22 protein-coding genes are annotated in these 25,347 nt (G+C 66.8%); 6 read left to right on the forward strand and 16 right to left on the reverse strand.

What is annotated here, in order from left to right:
• Positions 1 to 62: 62 nt before the first annotated feature.
• From bamA to AC06DU_RS07070, 16 genes are all read right to left on the reverse strand, one after another.
• A complete protein-coding gene (gene bamA / locus AC06DU_RS06995) occupies positions 63 to 2,468 on the reverse strand; it encodes an outer membrane protein assembly factor BamA (protein WP_065031795.1) in 2,406 nt (801 codons plus the stop codon).
• An 83-nt stretch (positions 2,469 to 2,551) separates the two neighbouring features.
• Positions 2,552 to 3,898, reverse strand: coding sequence for an RIP metalloprotease RseP (gene rseP, locus AC06DU_RS07000; RefSeq protein WP_039528268.1), 1,347 nt, complete (start codon positions 3,896 to 3,898; stop codon positions 2,552 to 2,554).
• A gap of 26 nt (positions 3,899 to 3,924) precedes the next feature.
• Positions 3,925 to 5,115 (reverse strand): 1-deoxy-D-xylulose-5-phosphate reductoisomerase, encoded by a 1,191-nt coding sequence (locus AC06DU_RS07005; protein ID WP_054591613.1) that lies wholly within the window; start codon positions 5,113 to 5,115, stop codon positions 3,925 to 3,927.
• A gap of 2 nt (positions 5,116 to 5,117) precedes the next feature.
• Positions 5,118 to 5,945 (reverse strand): phosphatidate cytidylyltransferase, encoded by an 828-nt coding sequence (locus AC06DU_RS07010; protein WP_126965527.1) that lies wholly within the window; start codon positions 5,943 to 5,945, stop codon positions 5,118 to 5,120.
• Positions 5,942 to 6,703: a polyprenyl diphosphate synthase gene (gene uppS / locus AC06DU_RS07015; RefSeq protein WP_024940375.1), complete on the reverse strand. Its 762-nt coding sequence runs from the start codon at positions 6,701 to 6,703 to the stop codon at positions 5,942 to 5,944. The genes AC06DU_RS07010 and uppS overlap by 4 nt, the downstream gene beginning before the upstream one ends.
• 17 nt (positions 6,704 to 6,720) lie before the next feature.
• Complete coding sequence (gene frr / locus AC06DU_RS07020) at positions 6,721 to 7,278, reverse strand: ribosome recycling factor (RefSeq protein WP_016902392.1); 558 nt, start codon at positions 7,276 to 7,278, stop codon at positions 6,721 to 6,723.
• A gap of 198 nt (positions 7,279 to 7,476) precedes the next feature.
• The gene (gene pyrH, locus AC06DU_RS07025) at positions 7,477 to 8,199 is read right to left on the reverse strand and encodes a UMP kinase (protein ID WP_024940374.1); all 723 of its coding nucleotides are present in this window, start codon (positions 8,197 to 8,199) and stop codon (positions 7,477 to 7,479) included.
• Positions 8,200 to 8,305: 106 nt separating this feature from the next.
• The gene (locus tag AC06DU_RS07030; RefSeq protein ID WP_024940373.1) at positions 8,306 to 9,829 is read right to left on the reverse strand and encodes a sensor domain-containing diguanylate cyclase; all 1,524 of its coding nucleotides are present in this window, start codon (positions 9,827 to 9,829) and stop codon (positions 8,306 to 8,308) included.
• Between the two features lie 283 nt (positions 9,830 to 10,112).
• Complete coding sequence (gene tsf / locus AC06DU_RS07035) at positions 10,113 to 10,991, reverse strand: translation elongation factor Ts (protein ID WP_016902389.1); 879 nt, start codon at positions 10,989 to 10,991, stop codon at positions 10,113 to 10,115.
• Between the two features lie 169 nt (positions 10,992 to 11,160).
• The gene (rpsB, locus tag AC06DU_RS07040; RefSeq protein ID WP_026064294.1) at positions 11,161 to 11,982 is read right to left on the reverse strand and encodes a 30S ribosomal protein S2; all 822 of its coding nucleotides are present in this window, start codon (positions 11,980 to 11,982) and stop codon (positions 11,161 to 11,163) included.
• Between the two features lie 471 nt (positions 11,983 to 12,453).
• Complete coding sequence (locus tag AC06DU_RS07045; protein ID WP_478203880.1) at positions 12,454 to 13,161, reverse strand: fimbrial biogenesis chaperone; 708 nt, start codon at positions 13,159 to 13,161, stop codon at positions 12,454 to 12,456.
• A gap of 2 nt (positions 13,162 to 13,163) precedes the next feature.
• On the reverse strand, positions 13,164 to 13,496 hold the full coding sequence (locus AC06DU_RS07050; RefSeq protein ID WP_184455460.1) for a hypothetical protein: 333 nt from the start codon (positions 13,494 to 13,496) through the stop codon (positions 13,164 to 13,166).
• 48 nt (positions 13,497 to 13,544) lie between these two features.
• Entirely contained in the window at positions 13,545 to 14,579 is a 1,035-nt protein-coding gene (locus AC06DU_RS07055) for a Csu type fimbrial protein (protein ID WP_478203882.1), read from the reverse strand.
• Positions 14,576 to 16,927, reverse strand: a complete 2,352-nt coding sequence (locus tag AC06DU_RS07060) for a fimbria/pilus outer membrane usher protein (RefSeq protein ID WP_478203884.1) — start codon at positions 16,925 to 16,927, stop codon at positions 14,576 to 14,578. Before AC06DU_RS07060 ends, AC06DU_RS07055 begins: the two co-directional genes overlap by 4 nt.
• Before the next feature lie 16 nt (positions 16,928 to 16,943).
• The gene (locus tag AC06DU_RS07065) at positions 16,944 to 17,714 is read right to left on the reverse strand and encodes a fimbrial biogenesis chaperone (RefSeq protein ID WP_039528245.1); all 771 of its coding nucleotides are present in this window, start codon (positions 17,712 to 17,714) and stop codon (positions 16,944 to 16,946) included.
• An 8-nt stretch (positions 17,715 to 17,722) separates the two neighbouring features.
• A complete protein-coding gene (locus AC06DU_RS07070) occupies positions 17,723 to 18,247 on the reverse strand; it encodes a Csu type fimbrial protein (RefSeq protein WP_039530071.1) in 525 nt (174 codons plus the stop codon).
• 318 nt (positions 18,248 to 18,565) lie between these two features.
• Here AC06DU_RS07070 and map point away from each other — a divergent pair, with 318 nt between their 5' ends.
• From map to dapE, 6 genes are all read left to right on the forward strand, one after another.
• The gene (map, locus tag AC06DU_RS07075) at positions 18,566 to 19,342 is read left to right on the forward strand and encodes a type I methionyl aminopeptidase (RefSeq protein ID WP_047125669.1); all 777 of its coding nucleotides are present in this window, start codon (positions 18,566 to 18,568) and stop codon (positions 19,340 to 19,342) included.
• On the forward strand, positions 19,339 to 21,948 hold the full coding sequence (locus AC06DU_RS07080; RefSeq protein WP_478203886.1) for a [protein-PII] uridylyltransferase: 2,610 nt from the start codon (positions 19,339 to 19,341) through the stop codon (positions 21,946 to 21,948). Before map ends, AC06DU_RS07080 begins: the two co-directional genes overlap by 4 nt.
• A gap of 22 nt (positions 21,949 to 21,970) precedes the next feature.
• Complete coding sequence (dapD, locus tag AC06DU_RS07085) at positions 21,971 to 23,137, forward strand: 2,3,4,5-tetrahydropyridine-2,6-dicarboxylate N-succinyltransferase (RefSeq protein ID WP_478203888.1); 1,167 nt, start codon at positions 21,971 to 21,973, stop codon at positions 23,135 to 23,137.
• Entirely contained in the window at positions 23,134 to 23,607 is a 474-nt protein-coding gene (locus AC06DU_RS07090; protein ID WP_478203889.1) for a hypothetical protein, read from the forward strand. The genes dapD and AC06DU_RS07090 overlap by 4 nt, the downstream gene beginning before the upstream one ends.
• On the forward strand, positions 23,604 to 23,960 hold the full coding sequence (locus AC06DU_RS07095) for an arsenate reductase (protein WP_016902377.1): 357 nt from the start codon (positions 23,604 to 23,606) through the stop codon (positions 23,958 to 23,960). Before AC06DU_RS07090 ends, AC06DU_RS07095 begins: the two co-directional genes overlap by 4 nt.
• Positions 23,961 to 24,071: 111 nt before the next feature.
• Positions 24,072 to 25,205: a succinyl-diaminopimelate desuccinylase gene (gene dapE / locus AC06DU_RS07100; RefSeq protein ID WP_478203891.1), complete on the forward strand. Its 1,134-nt coding sequence runs from the start codon at positions 24,072 to 24,074 to the stop codon at positions 25,203 to 25,205.
• Positions 25,206 to 25,347 lie beyond the last annotated feature (142 nt).

The following is a 25,347-nucleotide window of genomic DNA, read 5'->3' on the forward strand; positions in this document are numbered from 1 at the left end:
ACCCCACCTGCGATACACGGGCGGCCCGCACGCGCGGGCCGCCTTTTTGTTGCCGTTGGCTGTTAGAACTGGCCGCCGAAGGTGAACTGCAGACGTTCGATCTCGTCGTTGTCTTCCTTCTTCAGCGGGAACGCGTAGCTGATCGAGATGGGGCCGACCGGTGCGCGCCACAACAGCGCCACGCCGGTGGACGCACGCAGCTCGTTGGCCTTGAAGTTATCCACGCCGTCGTAGACGTTACCGAAGTCGAAGAACGCCGATACGCGTGCCGACGGGCTGTCGAACAGCTTGGGGAAATACATTTCCACCGAACCGACGGTCTTGAACGAACCACCCAGCGGCTGGCCGCGCGTGTAGTTCAGGGTGCGTTCCGAACGCGGACCCAGCGTGTTGTCTTCGAAGCCGCGCACCGAGTTGGTACCGCCGGCGTAGAAGTTCTCGTAGAACGGCAGGCCGGTGGCAGTGATGGTGCGAAGCCGGTTGTTACCGTCGCAAGCCTGTTCCGTGTAAGCGTTATTGGCAACGACGCCACATACGTCACGCGTGCTGTCGTTGCCATAGCTGTCGCCGTAGCCCAGCTCGAAGCGCGTGTTCAACACGATCGCCGGGATGATCGGCCAGTAATTGGAGATCTGGTAGTTGAACTTGTAATACTCGACCGTGGAGCCGGGCAGGGTGGTCTCCAGGCCGACGCGCTGGTACATGCCGCGGGTCGGCATGAAGAAGTCGTTGCGGGTGTCGCGTGCCCAGCCCAGCTCGGTGCGCCAGGCATGGAAGGTGCGCGTGCCGACCGCATCGATGTAGTCGATGATCGCCTGCGGGGTTTGGTTCGGGAACGTGTTGATCTGGTTGCTGTCGACGCCGACCATCGCGGAGATGGTGTCGTTCTCGGTGATCGGCACGCCGAACACCACCTGCGCCGAGCCATTCTTGCTGTTGTACTGCGCAGTATTGAAGTCCGAGTAGTCCAGCGAGCGCCACGACAGGTTGTAGCCCAGCGACACGCCGTCGTCGGTAAAGAACGGGTTGGTGTAGGAGAACGCGTAGCGCTGCTGGTAGCTACTGCGCGAGGCTTCCACCGCCACCCGGTTGCCGCCGCCGAGGAAGTTGTTCTGCGACAACTGCACCGAGGTGGTCACACCGAAGCTCTGCGAATAACCCAGGCCGAACACGAAGCTGCCGGAGGTGGTTTCCTTGACGTTGTAGACCACGTCGACCTGGTCGTTGCTGCCCGGCACCGCCGGCGTTTCCACGTCCACGCTCTCGAAGTAGCCCAGGCGCTGCAGACGGATCTTGGAACGGTCGATCGCCGCCTGCGAGTACCAAGTATTTTCGAACTGGCGCATTTCGCGGCGCAACACCTCATCGGAGGTGCGGCTATTGCCTTTGTACAGGATGCGGCGCACGGTCACGCGCGGGCCCGGCACCACCTGCAGGTTCACCGCAACGGTGCGGTCCTCGCGGTTCGGAGTCGGGATCGGGTTGACCTTGGCGAACGCGTAACCGACGTTGCTCAGCGTGTTGGTGATCGCATCGGAGGTGTACTCCAGCAGCGCACGCGAGAAGATGTCGCCGGCCTTGGGGATGACCAGGCGCTCGATGTCGGCCTGCGGCAGCACGGTGTCGCCGGTGACCTTGATCTCGGAAATCTTGTACTGCTCGCCCTCGGTGACGCCGGCGCTGACGAACATGTCGCGCTTGTCGGGGCTGATCGACACCTGGGTGGAGTCGATGCTGAAGTCCACGTAGCCGCGGTCCAGGTACCAGGAGTTGAGCTTCTCCAGGTCGCCGGACATCTTTTCCTTGGAGTACTGGTCGTCGCGGCGGTACCACGAGGCCCAGTTGTGCTCCTTGGATTCCCAGTTCTCCAGGATGTCCTCGTTGGCGAACTTCTCGGTGCCGATCAGGTTGACGTGGCGGATCTTGGCCGCCTTGCCTTCCTTGATCGCGATCGCCACATCCACGCGGTTACGGTCCAGCGGGCTCACCGTCGGGGTGATCTCGACGTTGTACTTGCCGCGGTTGTTGTACTGGCGGGTCAGTTCCTGGGTCACGCGGTCCAGGCTCAGGCGATCGAAGGTGCCGCCTTCGGTCAGGCCGATGTCGCCCAGGCCCTTGAGCAGCTCCTCGGACTTGATGTCCTTGTTGCCGGTCACGGTGAGCTTGTTGATCGCCGGACGCTCCTTCACGGTGATCACCAGGATGTTGCCCTGGCGATCCAGCTGCACGTCCTCGAAGAAGCCGGTGCGGTACAGCGCACGGATCGAGTCGGCGACCTTGGCATCGTCCACGGTGTCGCCGCGGTTCACCGGCAGATAGGTGAACACGGTGCCGGAGGCGATGCGCTGCAGGCCGTCGACGCGGATGTCGCTGGCAACGAACGGCTCTGCGGCCAGGGCAACAACTGGCAGGCTGAGGCCGGCGGCAAGAGCGAGGGCAAGCAGGCGGCGAGTGGGAAGACGCGTCATGTCACATCCGGTTGGAGTCGATTTCGGGTGTTGCTGGATGCCGACGTATGACGACGACAACAGGCGGAAAGAGTGGAGCAGCTTCATCGTGGAACCAGGCCGAGGATGTCGTTGTAGAACGCCAGTCCCATCAGCCCGGCCAGGACCGCCAGGCCGACATATTGCCCGGCAATCATGGCCCGTTCGCTGATCGGGCTGCCCTTGACCAACTCGATAAGGTAATACAGCAGATGCCCACCGTCCAAGATCGGGATCGGCATCAGGTTGATGATCGCCAGGCTGAGCGACAGCAATCCGAGGAAATACAGGAACCAGTCGAGCCCGCGTTCGGCCGAGGCGTTGGCCGCGCGCGCGATCGTGACCGGCCCGGAGATGTTCTTGACCGAGGCCTGGCCGGTCAGCATGCGCTTCATCATGCCCAGCGAATCGGCGGTCATCCGGCCGGTTTCACGGATCGCCGCCGGCACCGCGGCGAACACGCCGTACTGCTGGCGGCTGTCGTAGGCCGGCGCCTGCGCCGCCGCAAATCCCACGCCCAGTAGCCACTGGCCCTGCGGCGATCGGCGCGGGGCGATTTCCAGCGCCAGCCGGTCTTCGCCGCGCGCGACCTCGATCATGCCGGTACCGCCCTGCGCGCCCAGTGCCTGCAGCTGGGCGGGAATCTCGTCGGCCGAGCGGATCGGCTGGCCGTCGATGGCCACGATGCGGTCGCCCGGCTGCAGCAGCCCCTGCGCCGCAGAGCCGGCGACCACCTGGCCCACCACCGGCGGCTGTAGCATGAACTGCCAGCCGATGCCGGCCAGCGAGGCCACGCGGCGCTCGTCAAAGCCGGCCGGCAGCTGCGACAGCCGCAGCGTGTGCTCGCGGTTGCCGGCGCCGTCGGTGGCGGTCAGCACGCGGATATCGCGCTTGTCCATGGCTGCGGTGGTGAGCTGCATGCTGGCATCGCTCCAGCTGCTGACATCGCGCCCATCGATGCGCACGATGCGCTCGCCCGGGGTCAGGCCGGCTTCGGCGGCCAGGCCATCGGCACGGCCGACGGTGGCCGAGTAATCCTGTTTGCCGACCACGAACATCGCCCACAGCATCGCCATGCACAGCAGCAGGTTGGCGATCGGGCCGGCGGCCACGATGGCGATGCGCTGCCACACCGTCTTGCGGTTGAAGGCCTGGTCTTGCTCGGCCGGATGTACGTCGCCTTCGCGCTCGTCGAGCATCCTGACGTAGCCGCCCAGCGGGATGGCCGCCACCACGAACTCGGTGCCGTGACGGTCGCGCCGCATCCACAGGGGTTTGCCGAAGCCCACCGAAAAGCGCAGCACCTTGACGCCGCAGCGGCGCGCGACCCAGAAGTGGCCGAATTCGTGGAAGGTCACCAACACGCCCAGGCTGACGATCATCCACCAGACCGAACCGATGAAATCACCCATGGATGCAACTCGTCTGCGTAAATCGATCAGGCATGAAGGCGGTGATGGGCGAGGGCGCGTTCGGTGATCTGCCGCGCTTGCGCATCGGCAGAAAGCAGGGTGTCGAGGGAGTCGGCATTGTGCCGTGGGAGCGTTGTCAGTGTGTGTTCGACCAACGCGGGAATCGCTAGGAAACCCACCTGGCCCTGAAGAAACGCTGAAACAGCCACTTCATTGGCCGCGTTCAGGACCGCAGGGGCGGTTCCACCGGCCTCCAGCGCCTCCCAGGCCAGGCGCAGGCATGGGAATGCGGCGGTGTCCGGCGCCTCGAAATCCAGCCGCCCCTGGGTCAGCAGGTCCAGCCCGGCAACCCCGGACTCGACCCGCTCCGGCCACGCCAGGCCGACCGCCAGCGTGGTGCGCATGTCGGGCAGGCCGAGCTGGGCCAGGGTGGAACCGTCGACGAATTCCACCAGCGAGTGCACCAGGCTCTGCGGGTGCACCAGCACGTCGATCTGCGCACCGGGCAGGCCGAACAGGTGATGCGCTTCGATCACTTCCAGGCCCTTGTTCATCAGCGTCGCCGAATCCACCGAGATCTTCGGCCCCATCGACCATTTGGGATGGGCGACCGCCTGCGCGGGGGTGACAGCGCTCAGCGCGGCGCGGTCCCAGCCGCGGAACGGCCCGCCGGACGCGGTCAGGATCACCCGGCGCACGCCGCGACTGGCGTCGCAGGAGCGCAGGCACTGGAAGATCGCGCTGTGTTCGCTGTCAATCGGGATGATCTCGGCGCCGGCCGCCGCCGCGGTGCGGGTCAGCAGCTCGCCGGCCAGTACCAGCGATTCCTTGTTGGCCAGCAGCAGGCGCTTGCCGGCGCGGGCTGCGGCAAGCGTGGAGGGCAGGCCGGCCGCTCCCACGATCGCCGCGACCACGGTGTCGCAGGCATCGCTGGCGGCCAGCGCGTCCAGGGCGTCGGAGCCGGCGTGCGCCTGGGTGGCCAATCCGGCCGCGCGCAGACCGTCGCGCAGTGCCGGATACAGGGATGGGTCGGCGATCACCGCATGCGCAGGGCGATGGGTGACGCAGAGCGCCAGCAGCTCGTCGACCTTGCTGCCGGCCGACAGCACGCTGGCGCGCAGCCGCTGCGGATGACGGGCGATCACATCCAGTGCCGACGCACCGATCGAGCCGGTAGCGCCGAACACGGCGACCTGACGGAGAGGGGAGCCAGCCATGCCTAGAATCCGAGAATTTCCTTGCCGAGTGCGAACACCGGCAGGGCGGCGAGCACGCCGTCGATACGATCCAGCACGCCGCCATGGCCCGGAATCACCGCACCCGAGTCCTTGGCGCCGGCGTGGCGCTTGAGCAGGCTCTCGAACAGATCGCCCAGCACCGAGGCCAGCACCGCCACCGCCGAGACCAGCACCAGCTGCGGCACGTGCGCCAGGGTCAGCCCGGCCAGCCAGCCGAATGCGCAGGCGACCACGATGCCGGCGACCAGGCCGCCGAGCAGGCCTTCGATGGTCTTGTTCGGGCTGACCCGCGGCGCCAGCTTGTGCTTGCCGAACGCGCGGCCGGCGAAATAGGCGCCCGAATCGGCCGCCCACACCATGGTCAGCGCGGTCAGCAGCCACAGGTTGCCCTTGTCCGGGTTGGCGTGCAGCAGCACCAGCGCGGCCCAGGCCGGCAGGACCGCCAGGGTGCCGGCGGCGAGCTTGAGCGCGCGCGCCTGGCCGTTGCCGTGATCGGCACCGAAGGTGAAAAAGCGCAGCCATAGCAGCGCCAGCAGCCACCAGACCACCCCCACCAGGGCGGCGATCTGGAACAGCACCATGGAGCCGGCCGAGGCCCACACCATCAGCACCATCAGCAGCAGATTGAGCATCAGCAGCACGGTGCGCGGCAGGCTGTCGTCGATGCCGGAGAGCTTGAGCCACTCCCACAGGCCGGTCAGGAACAGGATCGCCGCCAGCGCCGCCAGCCATTGCGTGGGCAGCAGCACGATCGCGCAGATGGCGAGCGGCGCCATGATCAGCGCGGCAATCACGCGGGTCTTGGTCATGCGGAGGAGCTCTCCGTCGCCTTGTCGGCGATCTGGGCGCTGGTCAGGCCGAAGCGACGTTCGCGCCCGGCATAGTCATCCAGTGCCTGCTGCAGTACGCCGGCATCGAACTCCGGCCACAGGGTTTCGGTGAACCACAGTTCGGTATAAGCCAGCTGCCACAGCAGGAAATTGCTGATGCGGGTGTCGCCGCCGGTGCGGATGAACAGGTCCGGCGCCGGCAGATCGGCCAACGCGACGCGGCTGGCCAGCAGCGCTTCGTCGATCTGCTGCGGTTGCAGGCGGCCGGCGGCCACTTCTTCGGCCAATGCCCGCGCGGCCAGCGCAATGTCCTGGCGGCCGCCATAGCTGGCGGCGATGCTCAGCACCAGCCGCGCATTGGCGGCGGTGACGCGCTCGGCGGCGGCCATGCGTTCGCGCAGCGGCGTAGCGAAACGGCTGCGATCGCCGATGAAGCGCACCTGCACGCCGCGCCGCTGCAGTTCGTCGACCTCGCGATCGAGCGCATGCAGGAACAGCTTCATCAGCGCATCGACTTCCTCCTGCGGGCGGCCCCAGTTTTCACTGGAAAACGCGAACAGGGTGAGCGCCGAGACGCCTTTTTCCAGGCAGAAATCGATGGTGCGATTGACCGCACGCGCGCCGGCGCGATGACCGATCATGCGCGGACGCCGCCGACGCTGCGCCCAACGCCCGTTGCCATCCATGATGATGGCAATGTGGCGCGGCACGGCGGCAGCGGAAGGTGCTGGATGCATGGCAGGCGATGCCACGATCAGACTGTCATCAGTTCCTGTTCCTTGGCCTTGACGACCTCATCCACATCCTTGATGGCCTTGTCGGTGAGCTTCTGGATGTCGTCTTCGGCGCTGCGTGCCTCGTCTTCGGTGACCGCCTTGTCCTTGAGCAGGTCCTTGACCTGCTGGTTGGCATCGCGACGGATGTTGCGGATGGCCACCTTGCTGTCTTCGCCCTCGCCATGCACGGCCTTGCTGAGCTCCTTGCGGCGCTCCTCGGTCAGCGGCGGCAGGTTCAGACGGATCACGGTGCCGACCACGGTCGGGGTCAGGCCCAGATCCGAAGCGTAAATCGCCTTTTCCACGTCCTTGATCATGCCCTTGTCGAACAGGCTGATGACCAGCGAGCGGCCTTCGGAGACGCTGATGCTGGCGACCTGGTTGAGGGGGGTGTCGGTGCCGTAGGCCTTGACCTTGATGCCGTCCAGCAGCGCCGGAGAGGCGCGGCCGGTGCGCACGGTGGTCAGGGAATGGCGCAGAGCATCGATGCTCTTGGTCATGCGCGTCTGCGCGTCTTGTTTGATCTGGTTGAGCATCGCCGGAATCCGTGTGGAGCTGAATCCGGAGATTATAGCCGGGACTGGGGTTTCACGACTCGCGGGTCGTCAGGACCCGCGCAGCCGGTTCACTTGCCGGCGCCGCTTGCCGCTGGAGGCGCGCGACGGACAGGCGCCAACGCAGGCGTCAGCACTGCGCTTTGACGAATCCCCAATCCCGATTCCCGATTCCCGCCCTCAGCTCCGGCCCTGCACCAACGTGCCGATCTGCTCGCCATGCAGGATGCGCAGCAGCACCCCGGGCTCGCTCATGCCGAAGATGCGCAGCGGCAGGTCGCTGTCGCGCGCCAGCGCGAAGGCGGCGGTGTCCATCACTTCCAGGCCCTGCAGGATGACCTGGTCGTAGGTCAGGCTGTCGTAACGCACTGCGTCAGAATGCTTCTTCGGGTCCTTGTCGTACACGCCGTCGACCTTGGTTGCCTTGAGCAGCAGGTCGGCGCCGATCTCGATCGCGCGCAGTGCCGCGCCCGAGTCGGTGGTGAAGAACGGGTTGCCGGTACCGGCGGCGAAGATCGCGATGCGGCCCTTTTCCAGATGGCGGATCGCGCGCCGGCGGATGAAGTCCTCGCAGACATCGTTGATCTTGATCGCGCTCATCACGCGCACCTTGGCGCCGAGCTTTTCCAGCGCGTCCTGCATCGCCAGCGCGTTGATCACGGTGGCCAGCATGCCCATGTGGTCGCCGGTGACGCGGTCCATGCCGCTGGCGGCCAGGCCGGCGCCGCGGAAGATGTTGCCGCCGCCGATCACCAGGGCGACCTGCGCGCCGGCCTGCTGGGCTTCGATCACTTCATGGGCGAGGCGGTTGATGACCTTGGGATCGATGCCGTAATCCCCGTCCCCCATCAGCGCCTCCCCGGAAAGTTTGAGAAGAATGCGGCGATAGGCAAGTTCAGACATGGGGGAGACCTCGGTGTGGGGGATCGGCAAACGCCGGCAAGTCTAGCGGAAGCCTGTCACCGGGCGTGGTAAAAATTCGGTAGTTGGCGATGCCGTGACGCGTTGCTCAGTGCGCGCGCGGAGGTTGCGGCGTCGGCATGTCGGTCGCATCGTAGGCGGTAACGCGGTTGCGGCCGCGATGTTTGGAGCGATACAGCGTGCTGTCGGCGGCCTGCAGCAGATGCTCGATGCTCTCGAACTGCCGGTCGCCACCGCCGTGGGTGGCCAGTCCCGCCGAGAAGGTGATGTGCAGCGGGCCGCCCTGCAGTTGCGCCATCGGCGTGCGTGCGGTCTCGGCCAGGATGCGCTCGACTACCATCAACGCCGCCTCGGCTGCGGTGTTGGGCAAGATCACCAGGAATTCCTCGCCGCCATAGCGGGCGACCAGGTCGCTGGTGCGCACCATGCGCTGCAGCGTCTGCGCGAAGTTGCGCAGCACCTCGTCGCCGACCAGATGGCCATGCGCATCGTTGACGCGCTTGAAGTCGTCCAGATCGATGAAGGCGATCGACAGCGGCCAGTTCTGGCGCGATGCCAGCTCGAACTCGTGCGCGAGCGCGGTGCCGAGCTGGTGGCGATTGAACACGCCGGTCAATGCATCGCGGCTGGCCTGTTCGGCCAGATGGCGCATGCGGTTTTCCGATTCGTCGGCATGCCGGCGCGCTTCGGCCACGTCCTGCAGCTCGCGCAGGCTGCGCAGCATCGCCAGCTCGCGGGCCTGCTCGAAGATCATCTGGATGTGCTCGGGCTGCGGCACGCGGATGTCGAACAGGGCTTCCAGTTCGGGCAGCGACTCGGCGATGCGTTCGATCACCTTTTCGAAGCGTTCGGCATCCAGTTCCAGCACGTCCTGCGCCTGGCGCTGCGCGTGCTCGGTGGCGGCCACGGCACTGGCCGACAGCCAGATGTCCGCCAGGCGTCCGGACAGCGCGACACAGGCCATGAACGGCTCCAGGCTGGCGGGCTCTTCCTCGCTCTGCGCGATGGCGTTCTGCAGGTACGGCGGCAGTTGCCATTGATGCGCGAGCCAGGCGCCGACTTCGGCATGGGTGGCGCCCAGATGCGCACGTTCGGCCTCGATCAGCGCGGCGTTGTCGGGCGCCTGTTCCAGCAGCGGCGCATACAGCTCGGGCGCGCCCTGCAGCAGGGCGAGCTTGCCGATGTCCTGCAACAGGCCGGCCAGCATGAGTTCTTCGGGTTTGCGGATGCCGTAGGCCTGGCCGAGGATGCGGCTGGCCAGCGCACACAGGCCGGCACGGCGCCAGATGCGCTCATGCAGCGGATGCGCGGTGAAGGTGCTGCGCACGCCATGCACCATCGAAAACCCCAGCGCCAGGCTCAGGGTCGCGTTGAGGCCGAGCATGGTCAGTGCCTGGCCGAGGTTGTCGATGCGGCGGCGGCTGGCGTACAGCGGCGAATTGGCAACCCGCAGCATGCGCGCGCTCAGGGCCATGTCCATGCCGATGACGTTGGCCGTGGTGGTCATGTCCACGTCGGGGTCCTGCGCCAGCTCGATGACGCGCAGCGCAACGCCCGGGGGCGATGGCAGGTTGCGGCAGTAGTGCAGGGCGGCCTGTAGATCTGGTTGCATGGGTCATCGCCGACGGTGGGCGCAAGCATACCGCTGCGCTCGTTAATGGGGCACGCCATGCTCCGCCGTCGCCGCGCGGCAACGCGTGCGCGATAGGGGCGGAAAAGCCTGGTCGGCATCCAGTTCTAGCGGCAACCGCCACCACATCTGTAGAGTTGAGGCCGGTCGCGGGCCCGGCGGATGCGTTCGCTTCAGCTTCGCGCTTTCATGGGCCTGCGCGACAGTGTCGGGCCCAAAAAAAAAGCCGCGGCAGGCCGCGGCTTTCTCTATGCAGTGGCGAGGATCAGGCCAGGCCAGCCTGCTTCATCACTTCGGCGGCGTAGTCTTCCACCACCTTCTCGATGCCCTCGCCGACGGCCAGGCGCTGGAAGCCGACCACTTCGGCACCGGCAGCCTTGACGGCCTGCTCGACGGTCTGGTCGGTGTTCAGCACGTACGGCTGGCCGTACAGGGTCACTTCGTTGACGATCTTGCTGATCTTGCCGCTGATGATCTTTTCCAGGATCTCGGCCGGCTTGGCCTTGTCCTTCTCGGACATCTTGGCCAGTTCGATTTCCTTTTCCTTGGCCACGAACTCGGCCGGAACATCGGAGGCCTTGACGTGCGGCGGGTTCATCGCGGCGATGTGCATGGCGATGCCGCGTGCCAGCTCGATGTCGCCACCCTTCAGCTCGACCAGCACGCCGATGCGGCCGCCGTGCACGTAGGCCGCGACGTTGTTGGCGCTGTCGATGCGGACCAGGCGACGCACCTGCAGGTTCTCGCCGACCTTGGCGATGACTGCGGCGCGACGCTCTTCGATGGTCTCGCCGCTGTCGAGCTTGACGCTCTTGAGCGCTTCGGCATCGGCTGCATCCGAGTTCAGCGCGGCGGTGGCCACGGTCTCGGTGAAGGCCAGGAAGTTCTCGTCCTTGGCGACGAAGTCGGTCTCGGAGTTGACTTCGACCAACACGGCCTTGCCGCCGGCCTGTGCGGTGGCGATGCGGCCTTCGGCGGCAACGCGGTCAGCCTTCTTGTCGGCCTTGGCCAGACCCGACTTGCGCAGCCATTCGGCAGCGGCGTCGATGTCGCCTGCGTTTTCGACGAGTGCCTTCTTGCACTCCATCATGCCGGCGCCGGTGCGCTCGCGCAGTTCCTTGACCAGGGAAGCAGTGATTTCCATGGAATTACCTCATATGGACGAATGCGTGCGGCGGAGGGTTCCGCCAGTAGGAGACGGCGCAGCCAGGCCGGCCGCCCCCGTAGAAATGTTCAGTGGCCTCGGCGACGGGCCGCGCTGGGCCCGTCGGGGCTGCGGCCGCACAGCATGGTGCGGCCGCATTGCAGGCCGATTACTCGGCAGCCGGAGCGGCAGCGTCGGCCGGTGCGTCAGCCTTCTTGTCGCCCTTCTTGGCCGGAGCGCGACGGCCCTTGCCTTCGTCGGCGGATTCGGCCGAGAACTCTTCTTCGCGGACCGAAGCGGAGTTCGGCGCAGCAGCCTTGCCTTCCAGCACGGCGTCGGCAGCGGCGCGTGCATACAGCTGCACGGCACGGATGGCGTCGTCGTTGCCCGGGATGGCGTAGTCGACCAGGGCCGGGTCGTAGTTGGTGTCGACCACTGCGATCACCGGGATGCCGAGCTTCTTGGCTTCCTTGATGGCGATGTCTTCATGGCCGATGTCGATCACGAAGATCGCGTCGGGCAGACGGTTCATTTCCTTGATGCCGCCCAGCGAGGCGTCCAGCTTCTCGCGCTCGCGACGCAGGCCCAGCACTTCGTGCTTGACCAGCTTGTCGAAGGTGCCGTCGGTCTCGGCCGACTCCAGTTCCTTCAGGCGGGCAACCGACTGCTTGACGGTACGGAAGTTGGTCAGCGTGCCGCCCAGCCAGCGCTGGGTCATGAACGGCATGCCGCAACGCTCGGCTTCTTCCTTGATGGACTCGCGCGCGCTGCGCTTGGTGCCCAGGAACAGCACGGTGCCGCGCTTCTGCGCGATCGAGGAGAGGAAGTTCATCGCGTCATTGAAGAGCGGAACGGTCTTCTCGAGGTTGATGATGTGGATCTTGCCGCGCGCGCCGAAGATGTACGGCGCCATCTTGGGGTTCCAGTAGCGGGTCTGGTGACCGAAATGGACGCCGGCTTCCAGCATCTGACGCATGGTGACTTGGGGCATTGAAGTAACTCCTGATAGCGGAATCTACGTGCGCGGACTGGACTTTGAAGAGTCCGCGCATGGATGTGCGGGCCCTTGCGAAAGGATGCGCACAAACGATTCCGGGGTTGGGCTTCCCTGTCGCCTCCGTGACGAACCCCTTGCGGGGCACCCCGGCACGGATGGTGGCGGCAGGTGTGAATTCGTCGATGACGTCCGACGTGAACGACGCAATGCGCAAGAGACGCAAAACAGCCGGCGGAGTATAGCCGGCTGAGCGGGCGGGCGCAATTGGCGAATCGGGATTGGGGAATCGGGAATCGGGAATCGGGAATCGGGAATCGGGAATCGGGAATCGGGAATCGGGAATCGGGAATCGGGAATCGGGAAAGCTTAGCTCCGTGCGCGTCCACACGCCCACGAAGGATCAGCTACCGCGATGCGCTGTACCGAATCCCCAACCCCCAATCCCGAATTCCCAATCCCCAGAGCTCACGGCTCCAGCGCCAGCGTCGTTTCGATATCGCTGTTGATCCGCGCCACGAAGCGGCCATTGCCGGCGGCCACGTTGGCGGGCAGCGACCATTGGCGGGTCTGGCCGGGAAGCACATAGCCGGCAAGGTCGTCGCGGATGCTGCGGCGGGTGCCGCCGGCATCGATGTAGGCCAGGTCGGCCAGCCGGGCATGGCCGAGCCCGGCGTTATGGACCTTCAGCGCGCGGCCGCTGCCCTGGCCGGACAGGCTGGCCTGCAGCAGCGGGCGCAGGTCGCCGGGCTGGCTTGGCAGGGCGAACACCGGCGTGGAATAACGCAGCAGTGCGGTGTCGCTACCGGAGGCATGCTGGGTCACTATCAGGCGGTAGCTGTCTTCGCTCTGCACCGGGCTGGGGCCCAGGCGGATCACCCGCAGCAATTGCCGGCCTTGCGGAGGAATTTCGAATTGCGCCGGGCTGACGGTGGCGGCGGTGGCCGGTTCAAGCAGTTCGCGGTCGCCGTCCTGGCGCCAGCGGTAGAGTTTGGCTTCGGCGCGCCATGGCAGGGCCGCCTGGTTGTAGAGCCAGACGGTGGTCTGGTCGCTGTCGGCGGGAATGCGGGCGGTGGTCGGGGCGATGGCGATCTCGGCGGCAACGGCGCTGCCACCGATGGCCAGGCCGGCGAGTGTCAGTGCCAGCAGGCCGCAACAGGAGCGGGACGCGGCCATGGTCAGAACGCGATCGTGGTGATGGGCGCGCTGCCGGCAGGCGTTGGCCCGGCGAGTGCGCTGGCATCCTGCCCGGTGCTGGCGGCGGTTGGGGTGTCGGCGCTGCCGGCCGGCGGGGCGATCGCCATCGGCGTGCCCCTGGAGCAGCTGGCGCGCGGCGGCGCAGTGCGCAGTTCGCAGCCGCTGAGCAGGCGCAGGCCGATGTGCAGGGTGAAGTTTTCCGGGCCAGGCGCGGTGGCCGCGTTGGCCGCGGTAGAGCTCGCGCTGCAGACGAGGGCGACCAGCGTCAGGCGCTTCAACAAAGTGACCAGCGTCATGAAGGCAATCGTTTGCATTGGAGACGTAACAAATAGCGACGCCCCCAATGCGAACTTTATTAACTGTCAGTAAGTGATGGAGACGGTCACCGTGTCGTTGTAGGCACCCGCGATGGGCTGTTGGGGTGCCGGCGCGCGGCCATAGACGGTCACCGTCTGCGCGACTCCGTTGCCGGTGCCGCTGAGCGTATCGACGCCGATGCTGGTGCCCCAGCGGTTGCTGCGGCCGGCGTCCCGATACAGTTCATAGGCGATGTAGTTGGCACTGCTGGCGTGGCGCATGCGCCGCACGTTGCCGGTGGCATTGATGCCATCGCCCAGCCCGATATTCCAGGCAGTGCGGTTGGTGCATGACAGGCTGATGGTGGAGGTGCGGTCGATGGCGGTATCGATGGTGCCGGCGATGCTGCCGAAATCCAGGTCGGTGGTGACGTAGGTACTGCAGCGTGCCGGCACGTTGGCCGAGGCCGTGAACGGAAAGGCGTTGCTGGCGGTCTTGGCACCGCTGCCGCCGGCCGTGCAACTGCTCGGCGCCGGCGGCATACCGATGACGCTTTCGTTGTAGGAGTAGCGCAGCACGGTGTCGGCACCGCCGAAGCTGCTGGTGTGGTTGCCGACCGACAGCGTCTGGTTGGCCGGAATGCGCCCGTACAGGGTAATGCTGGCCGTCTGCGAGCCGCCGGTGACCACCGGAACACCGTAGGACAGTGTCACCAGGCGCGGCGAGGGCGTCGTCGACCCGGTGGCGCCCCAGACCTGGGTCCGCGTGGCCTCGCTGTAGATCTGGAAGTCCAGGCTGTCGCTGGTGGGGTTGAGCATGCGGCGTGGCGCATACAGCCCGTTGCTGGCGCTGCCCGGCCCGAGGTCCAGGCACAGACTCACCTGGGCATAGCCGAGCACGCTGAGCGCTGCGGTCGCGCAGGAGACGTTGAGCGTTGCCACCGCATCGGTGGTGCCATTGGCCGCCACGTTGCCGAACGCCAGCGGGGTACCGAGGGTGACGCTGCAGGTGGTGTCCGCGTGCGCGCCCTGGCAGGGGGCAAGCCACAACGTTGCGATCGCTAGCGCAACGACCAGGCGCCACAGTGTGGTCAGGCTCATGGGGTTTGCTGCTCGAGAACGCAGGGCAGCGGGCCGACCCGCGGAATGCCGCCGAGGTTGGTCGGGTAGGTGAAGCGCGCGCTGCAGCGGCCATCCGGCAGCTCCACCAGGATGCGGTTGTCGATCTGCAGATTGTCCAGATAGGTTTCGCCGTCGTAGCCGACCACCACGCGTTCGGCGTTGCCCTCGCGTTGCACCACGCTGCCGACCGGCAACGGCACGCCCTGGGCGTCGTGCAGCACGATCATGGCCGCGCGCACCCGGGTGATGCCGAAGCGCACCGCCACCCCGGACTGCTGGCGCGGTGTCACCGCGGTATCGACGCGGTCCACGCGCAGGTCCGCCGGCAGATTCAAGGTGTCGATGGACAGCTGGTTGCGCTGCCACGACTGCAGCGGGGTGACCAGCAGCATCCCGCGCGCATCGGTGACGCCGATCAGGCGATTCTCCAGCCGCACCGGAATGCCGGGCTGGCCGTCGGTGGAGACCACCGCGAAGGCATCCTGGATATCGCGCGCGGCAAAGCCGCGGCCGTTCATCCACACCAGGCTGCCGCTGGCGCTGGCATAGCCGAAGTTGGCGCCATCCTGGTTGGCGACGCCGAGGTTGTAGCGGCCGACGCGGTTCAACCAGCCCAGCTCGGCCAGGCCGCCGTTGGCATCGTCGCCGGCACGCCCCTGTAGGCGCCAACCGATTCCGCCCAGGTCGCCGTCGCCGGGCAGCGGCTGGCTGACATCGGCCACGAATCCGGTGCGGTTGCCGTTGCGCTGCATCGAGGCGCTGGCCTGGCGCAACTCGCCGAACGTGGTCGACAGCGACAGGTACAGGCTGCGGTCGCTGCGCACGTCCAGGTTCTGGTTGCCGGACAGATTGGCCGCCCAGTTGCGCCCGAAACTGCGCGACCAGAACAGACTCGCGTAGCGCGAGGTGTCGCCTTGCGGGTAGCTCAGCCGCACATAGCTGGTGCCCAGCGAGCCGATCGGATTGACGTTGACGCCGAACACCGCGCGGTCGCTGATGCGCGCCGGCAAAGCGCCCTGCAGCGCGCCCAGGTCGCGATAGTCGCCGTGGGTGCGCTGGGTGCCGGCAGTGAAGTTGAAGCGACGGTTGTTCCAGGCATACCCCAGCACGTACTGGCCGCCGCGCAGCGCATCCATCCGGCTATGTGCATAGGCGGCGTTGACCACGCCGCCTGCGCCGAGCAGCCACACGCCGCCGGCACCGGCATTGACCACGCCGCCGCCGGCCTCGGTATGCGCTTCGATGGTGAAGTCATCGCGCAGGCCCTTGCGCAGGGTGGCGCTGGCGACCGTGCGCGACTCGTAGGAAAACGAGCGCACGCCGTAGTCCTGGCGCAGATGGCCGATGCCGGCCGACCATTCGGAAATGCCGCGCGCCAACAGTTGCGGCGTGCCATAGAAGGCGAAGTCCAACCGGCGCACCTGGCCGAACGCATCGGTCACCACGATCTGCGCCTGCCCGGTGCCGCTGATGCCGGGTTGCGCGGCCAGCTGGAACGGGCCGGCCGGCACCTGGCCGCTGTACTGGCGCAGCCCGTCGACGTAGAGCTCCACCGTCGACGGCACCACCGCCTCGCCCAGGAAGCTTGGCGTGGGAGTGAGCACGCGGTACGGCTGCAAGGCGTAATTGCGGCCGATCTGTATCCCGCCCAGGCGGATCGAGCGGCTCCAGTCGACAAAGCCGCTGTAGAAGTCGCCGACCGTCAGGCTGGTGGCGCTGTCGGGGAAATCCATCTGCCAGGCGCTGTCCAGGCGCACCGCTTCGCTGCGCCAGCGCTGGTCCTGCGGGCGGTCGTAGGCCAGGAACACCGCGGTGGTGTCGACCATGCCGCGGCCGATGCCGAAGCCGCGCACTTCGGTCGCCAGCGACACGCTGCTGGCCCCGGCATTGCGCGTGGCATAGAGGTCGTAATTGAGCAGCATGCCCGGCGAGGCAGTGGCGCTGGGCGGTGCGACCTGTTCGGCCTTCAGTACCGTGGTGGAGAGCGACAGCTGCGCCAGCGGCACCTGCAACGCGAGCCGTTGCAGCGCAGCGTCATAGCGCACCTCCACGTCGGGCAGGCGATCCAGGTCGATCAGCTCGCTGGCGGCGCGGTCGGCCAGGAGGAAGCCCAGCTTGCGCAGCGTGTCGACCGAGCCGCGCAGATGGCCGTCCACCAGTTCGAACGGTGCCAGGCCGCGGTCGGCCTGGTTGAGGCTGACATCCAGGTACAGCGTCTGCGGCAGAGCCGCAACGTTCTGCGGCGCCTGATCGGGCAACGGCGCCATGTCGGCCAGATCGCCGGAGGCGGCATGTGCCAGGCAGGTGGCGGTCGCAAGCAGCGTCATCGCCAGCCGGCCCGCATCACGGCGCTGCTGGCGCGGCCAACAAGGTGCGTTCGTCCGCCTCACCATTGATCCTTGCGATGATGGTGCCGCGGCCGAACTGGGCCAGCGGTGCCCCCAGCGACCAGCGCATGGTCTGGCCGGGCAGGACATAGCCCACCAGCCCGTTCAATGCCGTCTTGGTCGTGCCATCGACCCGATGCTGCAGGTCGGCGACCTGGGCGTGCCCATTGCCGGTGTTGCTGATCTGGATCTGTGCATTGCCGTCGCTGCCGGCAATCACCTGCGTGCTCAAGGTCGGGGTGGATTCGGTCTTGCCCGGCGGCAGCAGGAAGATCGGCACCGAGTAGCGCAACACGAACTGCATACCCTTGCGATCCGCATCGGCGTTGGGCAGTTCGTCGACGATGATGCGGTAGCAGACTTCCTCGCTGGTCGGCGCGGGCCCGGCGCGAATCACCCGAATCAGCTGGCGCTCGCCGGCGGCCAGCGTGCGCATCGGCGGGCTGATCAGCAGTTCCTGGGTCGGGTCGAGCTGATCCTTGCCGTCACGCTGGGTCCAGCGATAGGCGCGGGTCTGCACCTGCACCGGCGCGCTGCCGCTGTTGCTCAACCAGAGCCCGTCGGCGGACTGCTGTGCGCTCAGCGTCAGCGAGGTCGGCGCCAGCTGCAGGCTGGCCGCATGGGCCGGCTGCAGCGGCACGCCGCTGCCAAGCGCCAGCGTCAGGCTCAATCCGGCCGTGACCAGCCAGGCCGGCATCCGGTACGACAGGCGGTGGTGCAGTGGCATGCGCGCGCTCAGTAGACGATCGTGGCGGTGATGGTGTCTTGGTAGGTACCGGTCGCGGGATTGTTGGCCGACGGGTTGGTCACGCGGCCGTAGACCGGATAGACCTGGTTGATGCCGGTGGCGGTGCGGCTCAGCGTATTGGTGCCGGTGGTGCTGCCCCATACCGTGCTGCGGCCCAGATCCTGGTACAGCTGGTAGGCGATGAAGTTGTTGGTGGTGACCAGCGCATCGGTGTTCTTCATGCGGCGGGTGGTGACGTCGTTGGCGGTGCCAGCATTGCTGCCCGCGCTCAAGGCGATGTTGTACGGGGTCAGTGCGGTGCACTGCGCGGTCACGCTGCCGTTGGCGTCGGCATTGGCGGTGGAGGTGGACAACACCGAGCCGAAGTCGACGTCCGTCGCCGAGGCAGCGGTGATGGTGCAGGCCTTGGTGACGGCGATCTTGACGTTGAATGTGGTGGTATCTGCTGCGGTGGCAACGCCAATGGTCGAGAGCAGGCCGAGGGACAGCAGGACAGGGCGGACAGTACGCATGGACATTTCCTTGACCGGTCTGGTCATTGGTGACGCGACGACTCGTCGCCCTGCCTCCAATGCATCAGCTGTGCCAAAGATTACCCTGAATGATTTGGCTATCTCGCTGTTTATCCTCAGAGTTTTCCCGAAATTGCGATGTCTCTCGGATGACCCCGTTCATTGAGTTTTTGACGCGCGCGGTAGTGCGTCACACATGAATGCGCGGTACCGCCAGATTCCTGCTGCCCGGTCCGTCTGAGCGCCTGATCGGCTGCGGCATGAAAAACAACCGCGCGGGTCGTTCAGATTCAGCCCGAATCGGCGATAATCGCTGCCATGAGCGTCAATCTGAAAACCAAAGAAGAAATCGAACTGATGCGGGTCGCCGGCCGTCTGGCCGCCGAGGTGCTCGATGTCGTGGCGCCGTACGTGCAGGCGGGCGTGACCACGGCCGAGCTGGACCGCATCTGCCACGACCACATCGTCAACGTGCAGGGCACCATTCCTGCCAACGTCGGCTACCGCGGCTTTCCCAAGAGCGTGTGCACCTCGGTCAACAACGTGATCTGTCACGGCATCCCGAGCGCGGCCAAGGTCCTGAAGGACGGCGACATCGTCAATATCGATGTCACCGTCATCAAGGACGGCTGGCATGGCGATACCAGCCGCATGTATTACGTCGGCACGCCGTCGGTGATGGCCAAGCGGCTGGTGGAAACCACCTACGAGGCGATGTGGCGCGGCATCCGTGTGGTCAAGCCGGGTGCAACGCTGGGCGATGTCGGCCACGCGATCCAGAAATTTGCCGAAGCCGAGCGCTTCAGCGTGGTGCGCGACTACTGCGGCCATGGCATCGGCAAGGTCTACCACGACGAGCCGCAGGTGATGCATTACGGCCGCCCCGGCGAAGGCCTGGTGCTCAAGCCCGGCATGACCTTCACCATCGAACCGATGATCAACGAAGGCACCTACCACCATAAGACCTTGCCGGACGGCTGGACCGTAGTGACCAAGGACCGCAAGTTGTCCGCGCAGTGGGAACACATGGTCGCGGTGACCGAAGACGGCGTGGATGTGCTGACGCTGTCGCCGAACGCTCCCGCTCCGGTATGACGGCCACGCCGGCGGACCGACCCGACCCGGGTGTCGCCGGCGATGCCGAGTGGGCCGCGCAAGCGCGCCCGCTGCTGGTGCATGCCGACATGCGCCTGTGCAAGCGCTTTGACCAGGGCGAGCCGATCGAGCGCCTGGTGGCCTTGCGCGCCCGCGCAGTCGATCAATTGATGCGCAATGCGTGGACGCGTTGCATTCCGGCCGATGCCGGGCTGTCGCTGCATGCCGTGGGTGGCTATGGGCGCGGCGAACTGTTCCCGCGCTCGGACGTGGATGTGCTGGTACTGGGCGAGACCGGCGTGCAGCAACAGCACGAGCAGGCCCTGGCGCGGCTGTTCGCCTTGCTGTGGGATGTGGGCCTGCCGATCAGCCACGCGGTGCGCTCGCCGGCGCAGTGCACCGCCGCGGCCGCCGATCAGACGGTGCTGACTGCCTTGATCGAGTCGCGCCCGCTGGTGGCCGGCAGCCAGGCGCGTGCCGCGCTGGCCACAGCGATTTCGCCGCAACTGGTGTGGCCGGCGCGCGAGTTCTTCCAGGCCAAGCGCGAAGAGCTGCTGGCGCGGCACCAGCGCTTCGGCGATACCGCCGACAATCTGGAGCCGGATATCAAGGACGGCCCCGGCGGTCTGCGCGACCTGCAGACGCTGGGCTGGATGGCGCTGCGCGCATTCGGTGTCAAGGATCTGGAGGCGCTGGTCGGGCTCGGCCATGTCGGTTTCGACGAGGCCGTAGCGCTGCGGCGCGAACGCGAGGAACTGGCGCGCTTGCGCTTCGGCCTGCATCTGGTCGCCAAACGGCCGGAAGAGCGGCTGGGGTTCGATTACCAGAAGACGCTTGCCGAGCGGCTGGGCTTTGCCGACGACCCGGAAAGCCTGGGCGTGGAAAAGATGATGCAGCGCTTCTACCGCAGCGCTGCGTTGATTCGCCGTATCAGCGACCGCTTGCTGCAGCGCTTCGAAGAACAGTTCGACGGCGAGGCGGTGCCGGAGCCGCTCGGCGAGGGTTTCAGTCTGCGCCGCGGCTATCTGGCCGCAGATGCAGAGGACTGGCCGGCCGGCGATGTGCTGCAGGTCTTTGCGCTGTTTGCGCAGTGGGCGGCGCATCGCGAGGTACGCGGGCTGCATTCGCTGACCGCGCGCGCGCTGGCCGAGGTGCTGCGCGATTTGCCGGCCTACGACGTCGCCGATGCGACCGCGCGCGACCGCTTCATGGCGCTGCTGCGCGGCCCGCGGGCGGTGGAGTCGCTCAACCGCATGGCGCGCCTGGGCGTGCTCGGTCAATGGATTCCGGCATTCGCCAGCGTGTCCGGGCGCATGCAGTTCGACCTGTTCCATGTCTACACGGTGGACCAGCACACCTTGATGGTGCTGCGGAACATCTCGCTGTTTGCCGCCGGCCGCGCCGACGAGCGTTTTTCGATCACCCACGAAGTCTGGCCGCGCCTGCGCAAGCCGGAATTGCTGCTGCTGGCCGGCCTGTTTCACGACATTGCCAAGGGCCGCGGCGGCGATCACTCCGAGCTGGGCGCGGTGGATGCGCGCGCGTTCTGCCAGGCGCATCGGCTCAGCGAAGGCGATACCGCGCTGGTGGCCTGGCTGGTCGAACAGCATCTGCGCATGTCGGTCACTGCGCAGAAGCAGGACATCTCCGACCCGGAGGTGATCCACCGTTTCGCCACCCTGGTCGGCACGCGCGAGCGCCTGGATTACCTGTACCTGCTGACCTGCGCCGACATTGCCGGCACCAGTCCCAAGCTGTGGAACGCCTGGAAGGACCGGCTGCTGGCCGACCTGTATTTCGCCGCGCGGCGCGCGCTGCGCGAAGGTCTGGAACATCCACCGCCGCGCGAAGAGCGCCTGCGCGAAGCGCGCGAGTCCGCCCGCGCGCTGATGCAGGCGCAAGGCCACGACGATGCCACCATCGACCGCCAGTTCGCCGGCATGCCGGATGAAAACTTCCTGCGCTTCCGTCCCGAGCAACTGGCCTGGCAGGCGGTGTCGCTGATCGAAGTGCAGATCGGCCAGACCATGGTCAAGGCGCGGCGCGCGGTGCCGGACAACGACGCGCTGGAAGTGTTCGTGTATTCGCCCGATCGCGATGGGTTGTTCTCCGCGATCGTCGCCACGCTGGATCGCAAGGGGTATGGCATCCATCGCGCCCGCGTGCTGGATGCGCCGCACGATGCGATCTTCGACGTGTTCGAGGTGCTGCCGCAGGACAGTTCCGCCGATGGCGACCCGCAGCGCCTGGCCGCGGCCTTGCGCCAGGTGCTGGCCGGCGACCTGCACAAGGTGCGTCCCTCGCGGCGTGCGGTGCCGCGCCAGCTGCGCCACTTCCGCTTTGCGCCGCGCGTGGAATTCAGCGAAAGCGCCGGTGGCCGCCGCACCCGCATCAGTCTGGTCGCGCCCGATCGCCCAGGCTTGCTGGCCGATGTGGCCAATGTGCTGCGCCTGCAACACCTGCGTGTGCACGATGCGCGCATCGCCACCTTCGGCGAGCGTGCCGAAGACCAGTTCCAGATCACCGACGAGCACGACCGCCCGTTGCCCGAATCCGCCCGGCAGGCGCTGCGCGATGCGCTGTGCGCCTGCCTCGATCCCACCTGAGTAGTCCGTTCGGAGACCCCCCATGGCCACCAGCAAGAAGACCGCGCGCAAGCAGGGCGCGACCCCCACCGGCGCAGCGCCCAAGCGCGCGCCGAGCAAGAGCGGCAAGGCGCCCCCGGCGCCGGCCGTCGACAAGCGCAAGGCCACCGCGGCGGCTGCTAAGCCGGTGGCCGCCAGCAAAAGCGTTACCAAGCAGGTCACCAGGAAAAGCGCGACCAAGCCGACGACCAGTGCGGTCCCGCGCGTGGCCAGGCAGCCGGCCAGCGTGGTGTCCGCACCGGCCGCCAAGAAGGCTGCAGCTGCGAAGAAACTGCCGATCGCCGAAAAGGCCGTCGGCGGCGCTGCAACGCCGGTGGGTGCTGACGAACTCAAGTTCGGCATCGAAAGCGCCTTCGAGCGCCGCGCCAGCCTGACCGTCGACGAGATCGATGGCTCCACCCGTGCCATCGTCACCCGTGTCATCGACGGCCTGGAAAGCGGCGAGTTCCGCGTCGCCGAGCCGGACGGGCAGGGTGGCTGGAGCGTCAACGAGTGGTTGAAGAAAGCCGTACTGCTGTATTTCCGCGTCAACGAGATGGCCGTGATCGACGCGCAGCCGGCACCGTTCTGGGACAAGGTGGAGTCGCGGTTTGCCGGCTTCGGCGAAGCCGAGTTCCGCAAGGCCGGCGTGCGCGTGGTGCCGGGTGCGGTGGCGCGGCGCGGCAGCTACTTCGGCAAGGACGTGGTGCTGATGCCGAGCTTCACCAATATCGGCGCGTATGTGGGCGAAGGCACCATGGTCGATACCTGGGCCACGGTGGGGTCGTGTGCGCAGATCGGCGCGCATTGCCATCTGTCCGGCGGCGCCGGCATCGGCGGCGTGCTCGAACCGCTGCAGGCCAGCCCGACCATCATCGAGGATCATTGCTTCATCGGTGCGCGTTCGGAAGTGGTCGAAGGCGTGGTCATCGGGCACCACAGCGTGATCGGCATGGGCGTGTTCATCAGCCAGAGCACGCGCATCTACAACCGCGCCACCGGCGAGATTTCCTATGGCTACGTGCCGCCTTACAGCGTGGTGGTGTCCGGCCAGCTGCCGTCGAAAGATGGCTCGCACTCGCTGTATTGCGCGGTGATCGTCAAGCAGGTGGATGCCAAGACGCGCAGCAAGACCAGCGTCAACGAGTTGCTGCGCGGCCTGGCCGATTGAGCACTGCGCAGCCTGCACGCGGCACCATGCTGTCGCGGCCGCTCAGTGGTTGGGTGCGTTGGGGCATCCCGGCCCTGTGGTTGGGATGGGTGGCGCTCTACGTGGCCGGCTCGCTGGCGCGCGATGGAGTGCCGCAGCAGCTGGAGGTCCTGCGGTGGCTGGCGCCTGCGCTGACGGTGCTGATGACCCTGCGTCTGGCATGGGCATCCAGCCGCTGGGCACAGGTCCGCGATGCGGGCGATGCGCTGGAGATCGTGCAGCAAGGACGATCGCAGCGTGTGGACCTGGCCGAGCTGCGCTCGGTCGATGCCGCATGGCTGATCCCGCCACGGCGGATGGCGCTGAAATTCCACGGCGCACGTGCCGATGTGGTGTTCCTGCCCGCCCATGGGCAGGAACACAATCAACTGGTAACCACCCTGTTGGCGCGTGCAAGCGCGCGCCGCGGAGTCGAAAAGGCGACGACATGACCACGCTCTACGGATTGAAGAACTGCGACACCTGCAAGAAGGCGACCAAGTGGCTGGACCGCTTCGGCGTGGCCTACAGCTTCGTCGATTACCGCGAGCACACGCCCGCGCCGGAGACATTGGTGGATTGGGCCGGCAAGGCCGGCGGATTCGAGGCCTTGATCAACAAGTCCTCGACCACCTGGCGCCAGTTGCCCGACAACAAGAAGACGCCGGGTTCTGACGCCGAATGGAAGCTGCTGCTGCGCGAATACCCGCAATTGATCCGCCGCCCGGTGGTGGTGAGCGACGATGGCGCGCTCAGCCAGGGCTTCTCCGACAACGGGTTCAAGGCGCGCTTCAACATCGCCTGATGGCGCCACCGCGTCATCGGTCCGTACAGGCCTGTGCGGGGCGGGGGCGGGGAAGGCAGGCGACCTGCCGATGCCGGCGGCCCAGGTGCATCTTTTATCGGAAGGACGAGCATGACCAGCGACGTACTGCAACTGACCTGCGAGCTGATCGCACGTGCCTCGGTGACACCGGACGATGCCGGCTGCCAGGCGCTGCTTGCGCAACGCCTGGAGGCTGCCGGATTCGCTTGCGAGCACCTGCGCCTGGGCCAGGTAGACAATCTGTGGGCCACGCATGGCAGCGGTGCGCCGGTGCTGGTGCTGCTTGGCCACACCGATGTGGTGCCGCCGGGGCCGCGCGAGGCCTGGACCAGCGATCCGTTCGATCCGCAGATCCGCGATGGTGTGCTGTACGGACGCGGCACGGCCGACATGAAGGGCAGCGTGGCCGCCTTCGCGATCGCTGCCGAACAGTTCGTCGCCGCCCATCCGCAGCATGCCGGCACGCTGGCGGTGTTGCTGACCTCCGATGAAGAAGGCGATGCCATCGACGGCGTGCGGCGCGTGGCCGAGCTGTTCCGTGCGCGCGGGCAGGCGATCGACTGGTGCATCACCGGCGAGCCGTCGTCCACCGAACGGCTGGGCGACCTGCTGCGCGTGGGCCGCCGCGGCAGTCTGTCCGGCACGCTGACGGTGAAAGGCGTGCAGGGGCACGTGGCGTATCCGCACAAGGCGCGCAATCCGATCCATCTGGCCGCGCCGGCACTGGCCGAGCTGGTGGCGCGGCAGTGGGACGAGGGTTTCGAGAGTTTTCCGCCGACCAGCCTGCAGGTGTCGAACATCCATGCCGGCACCGGCGCCAATAACGTGATTCCGGGCGAGCTGCAGGTGGCCTTCAATCTGCGCTACACCCCGCTGTGGGATGCGCCGCGGCTGGAGGCGGAAATCACCGCATTGCTGGATCGCCACGGGCTGGACTATGCGCTGCGCTGGCATCGCAGCGGCGAGCCGTTCTACACCCCGGAAGGCCGCCTGCGGAGCGTAGCACGCGAGGTGCTGGGCCAGTTCGCCGGCGCACCGCCGGAAGAAAGTACCGGCGGCGGCACCTCCGATGCGCGCTTCATCGCGCCGCTGGGTGCGCAATGCATCGAGGTCGGCCCGGTCAACGCCAGCATCCATCAGGTCGACGAGCATGTGCGCGTGGCCGATCTGGAAGCGCTGCCGGCGTTGTATCGCACGCTGATCGAGCGGCTGCTGGTCGATTGACGGAGCAGTTGCCGCCGTCGTTGCCGCTGAAACAGTTGCGCCATCGAAAACGAACGGTTAGCGTCGGTCACATGGTCTTCCAGCTCGCCAACCTCAATAACGCCAACCGCAACAATCTGCGCGCGAACAATCGTGCGCGGCC

This window comes from Xanthomonas sp. NCPPB 3200, from assembly GCF_056393585.1.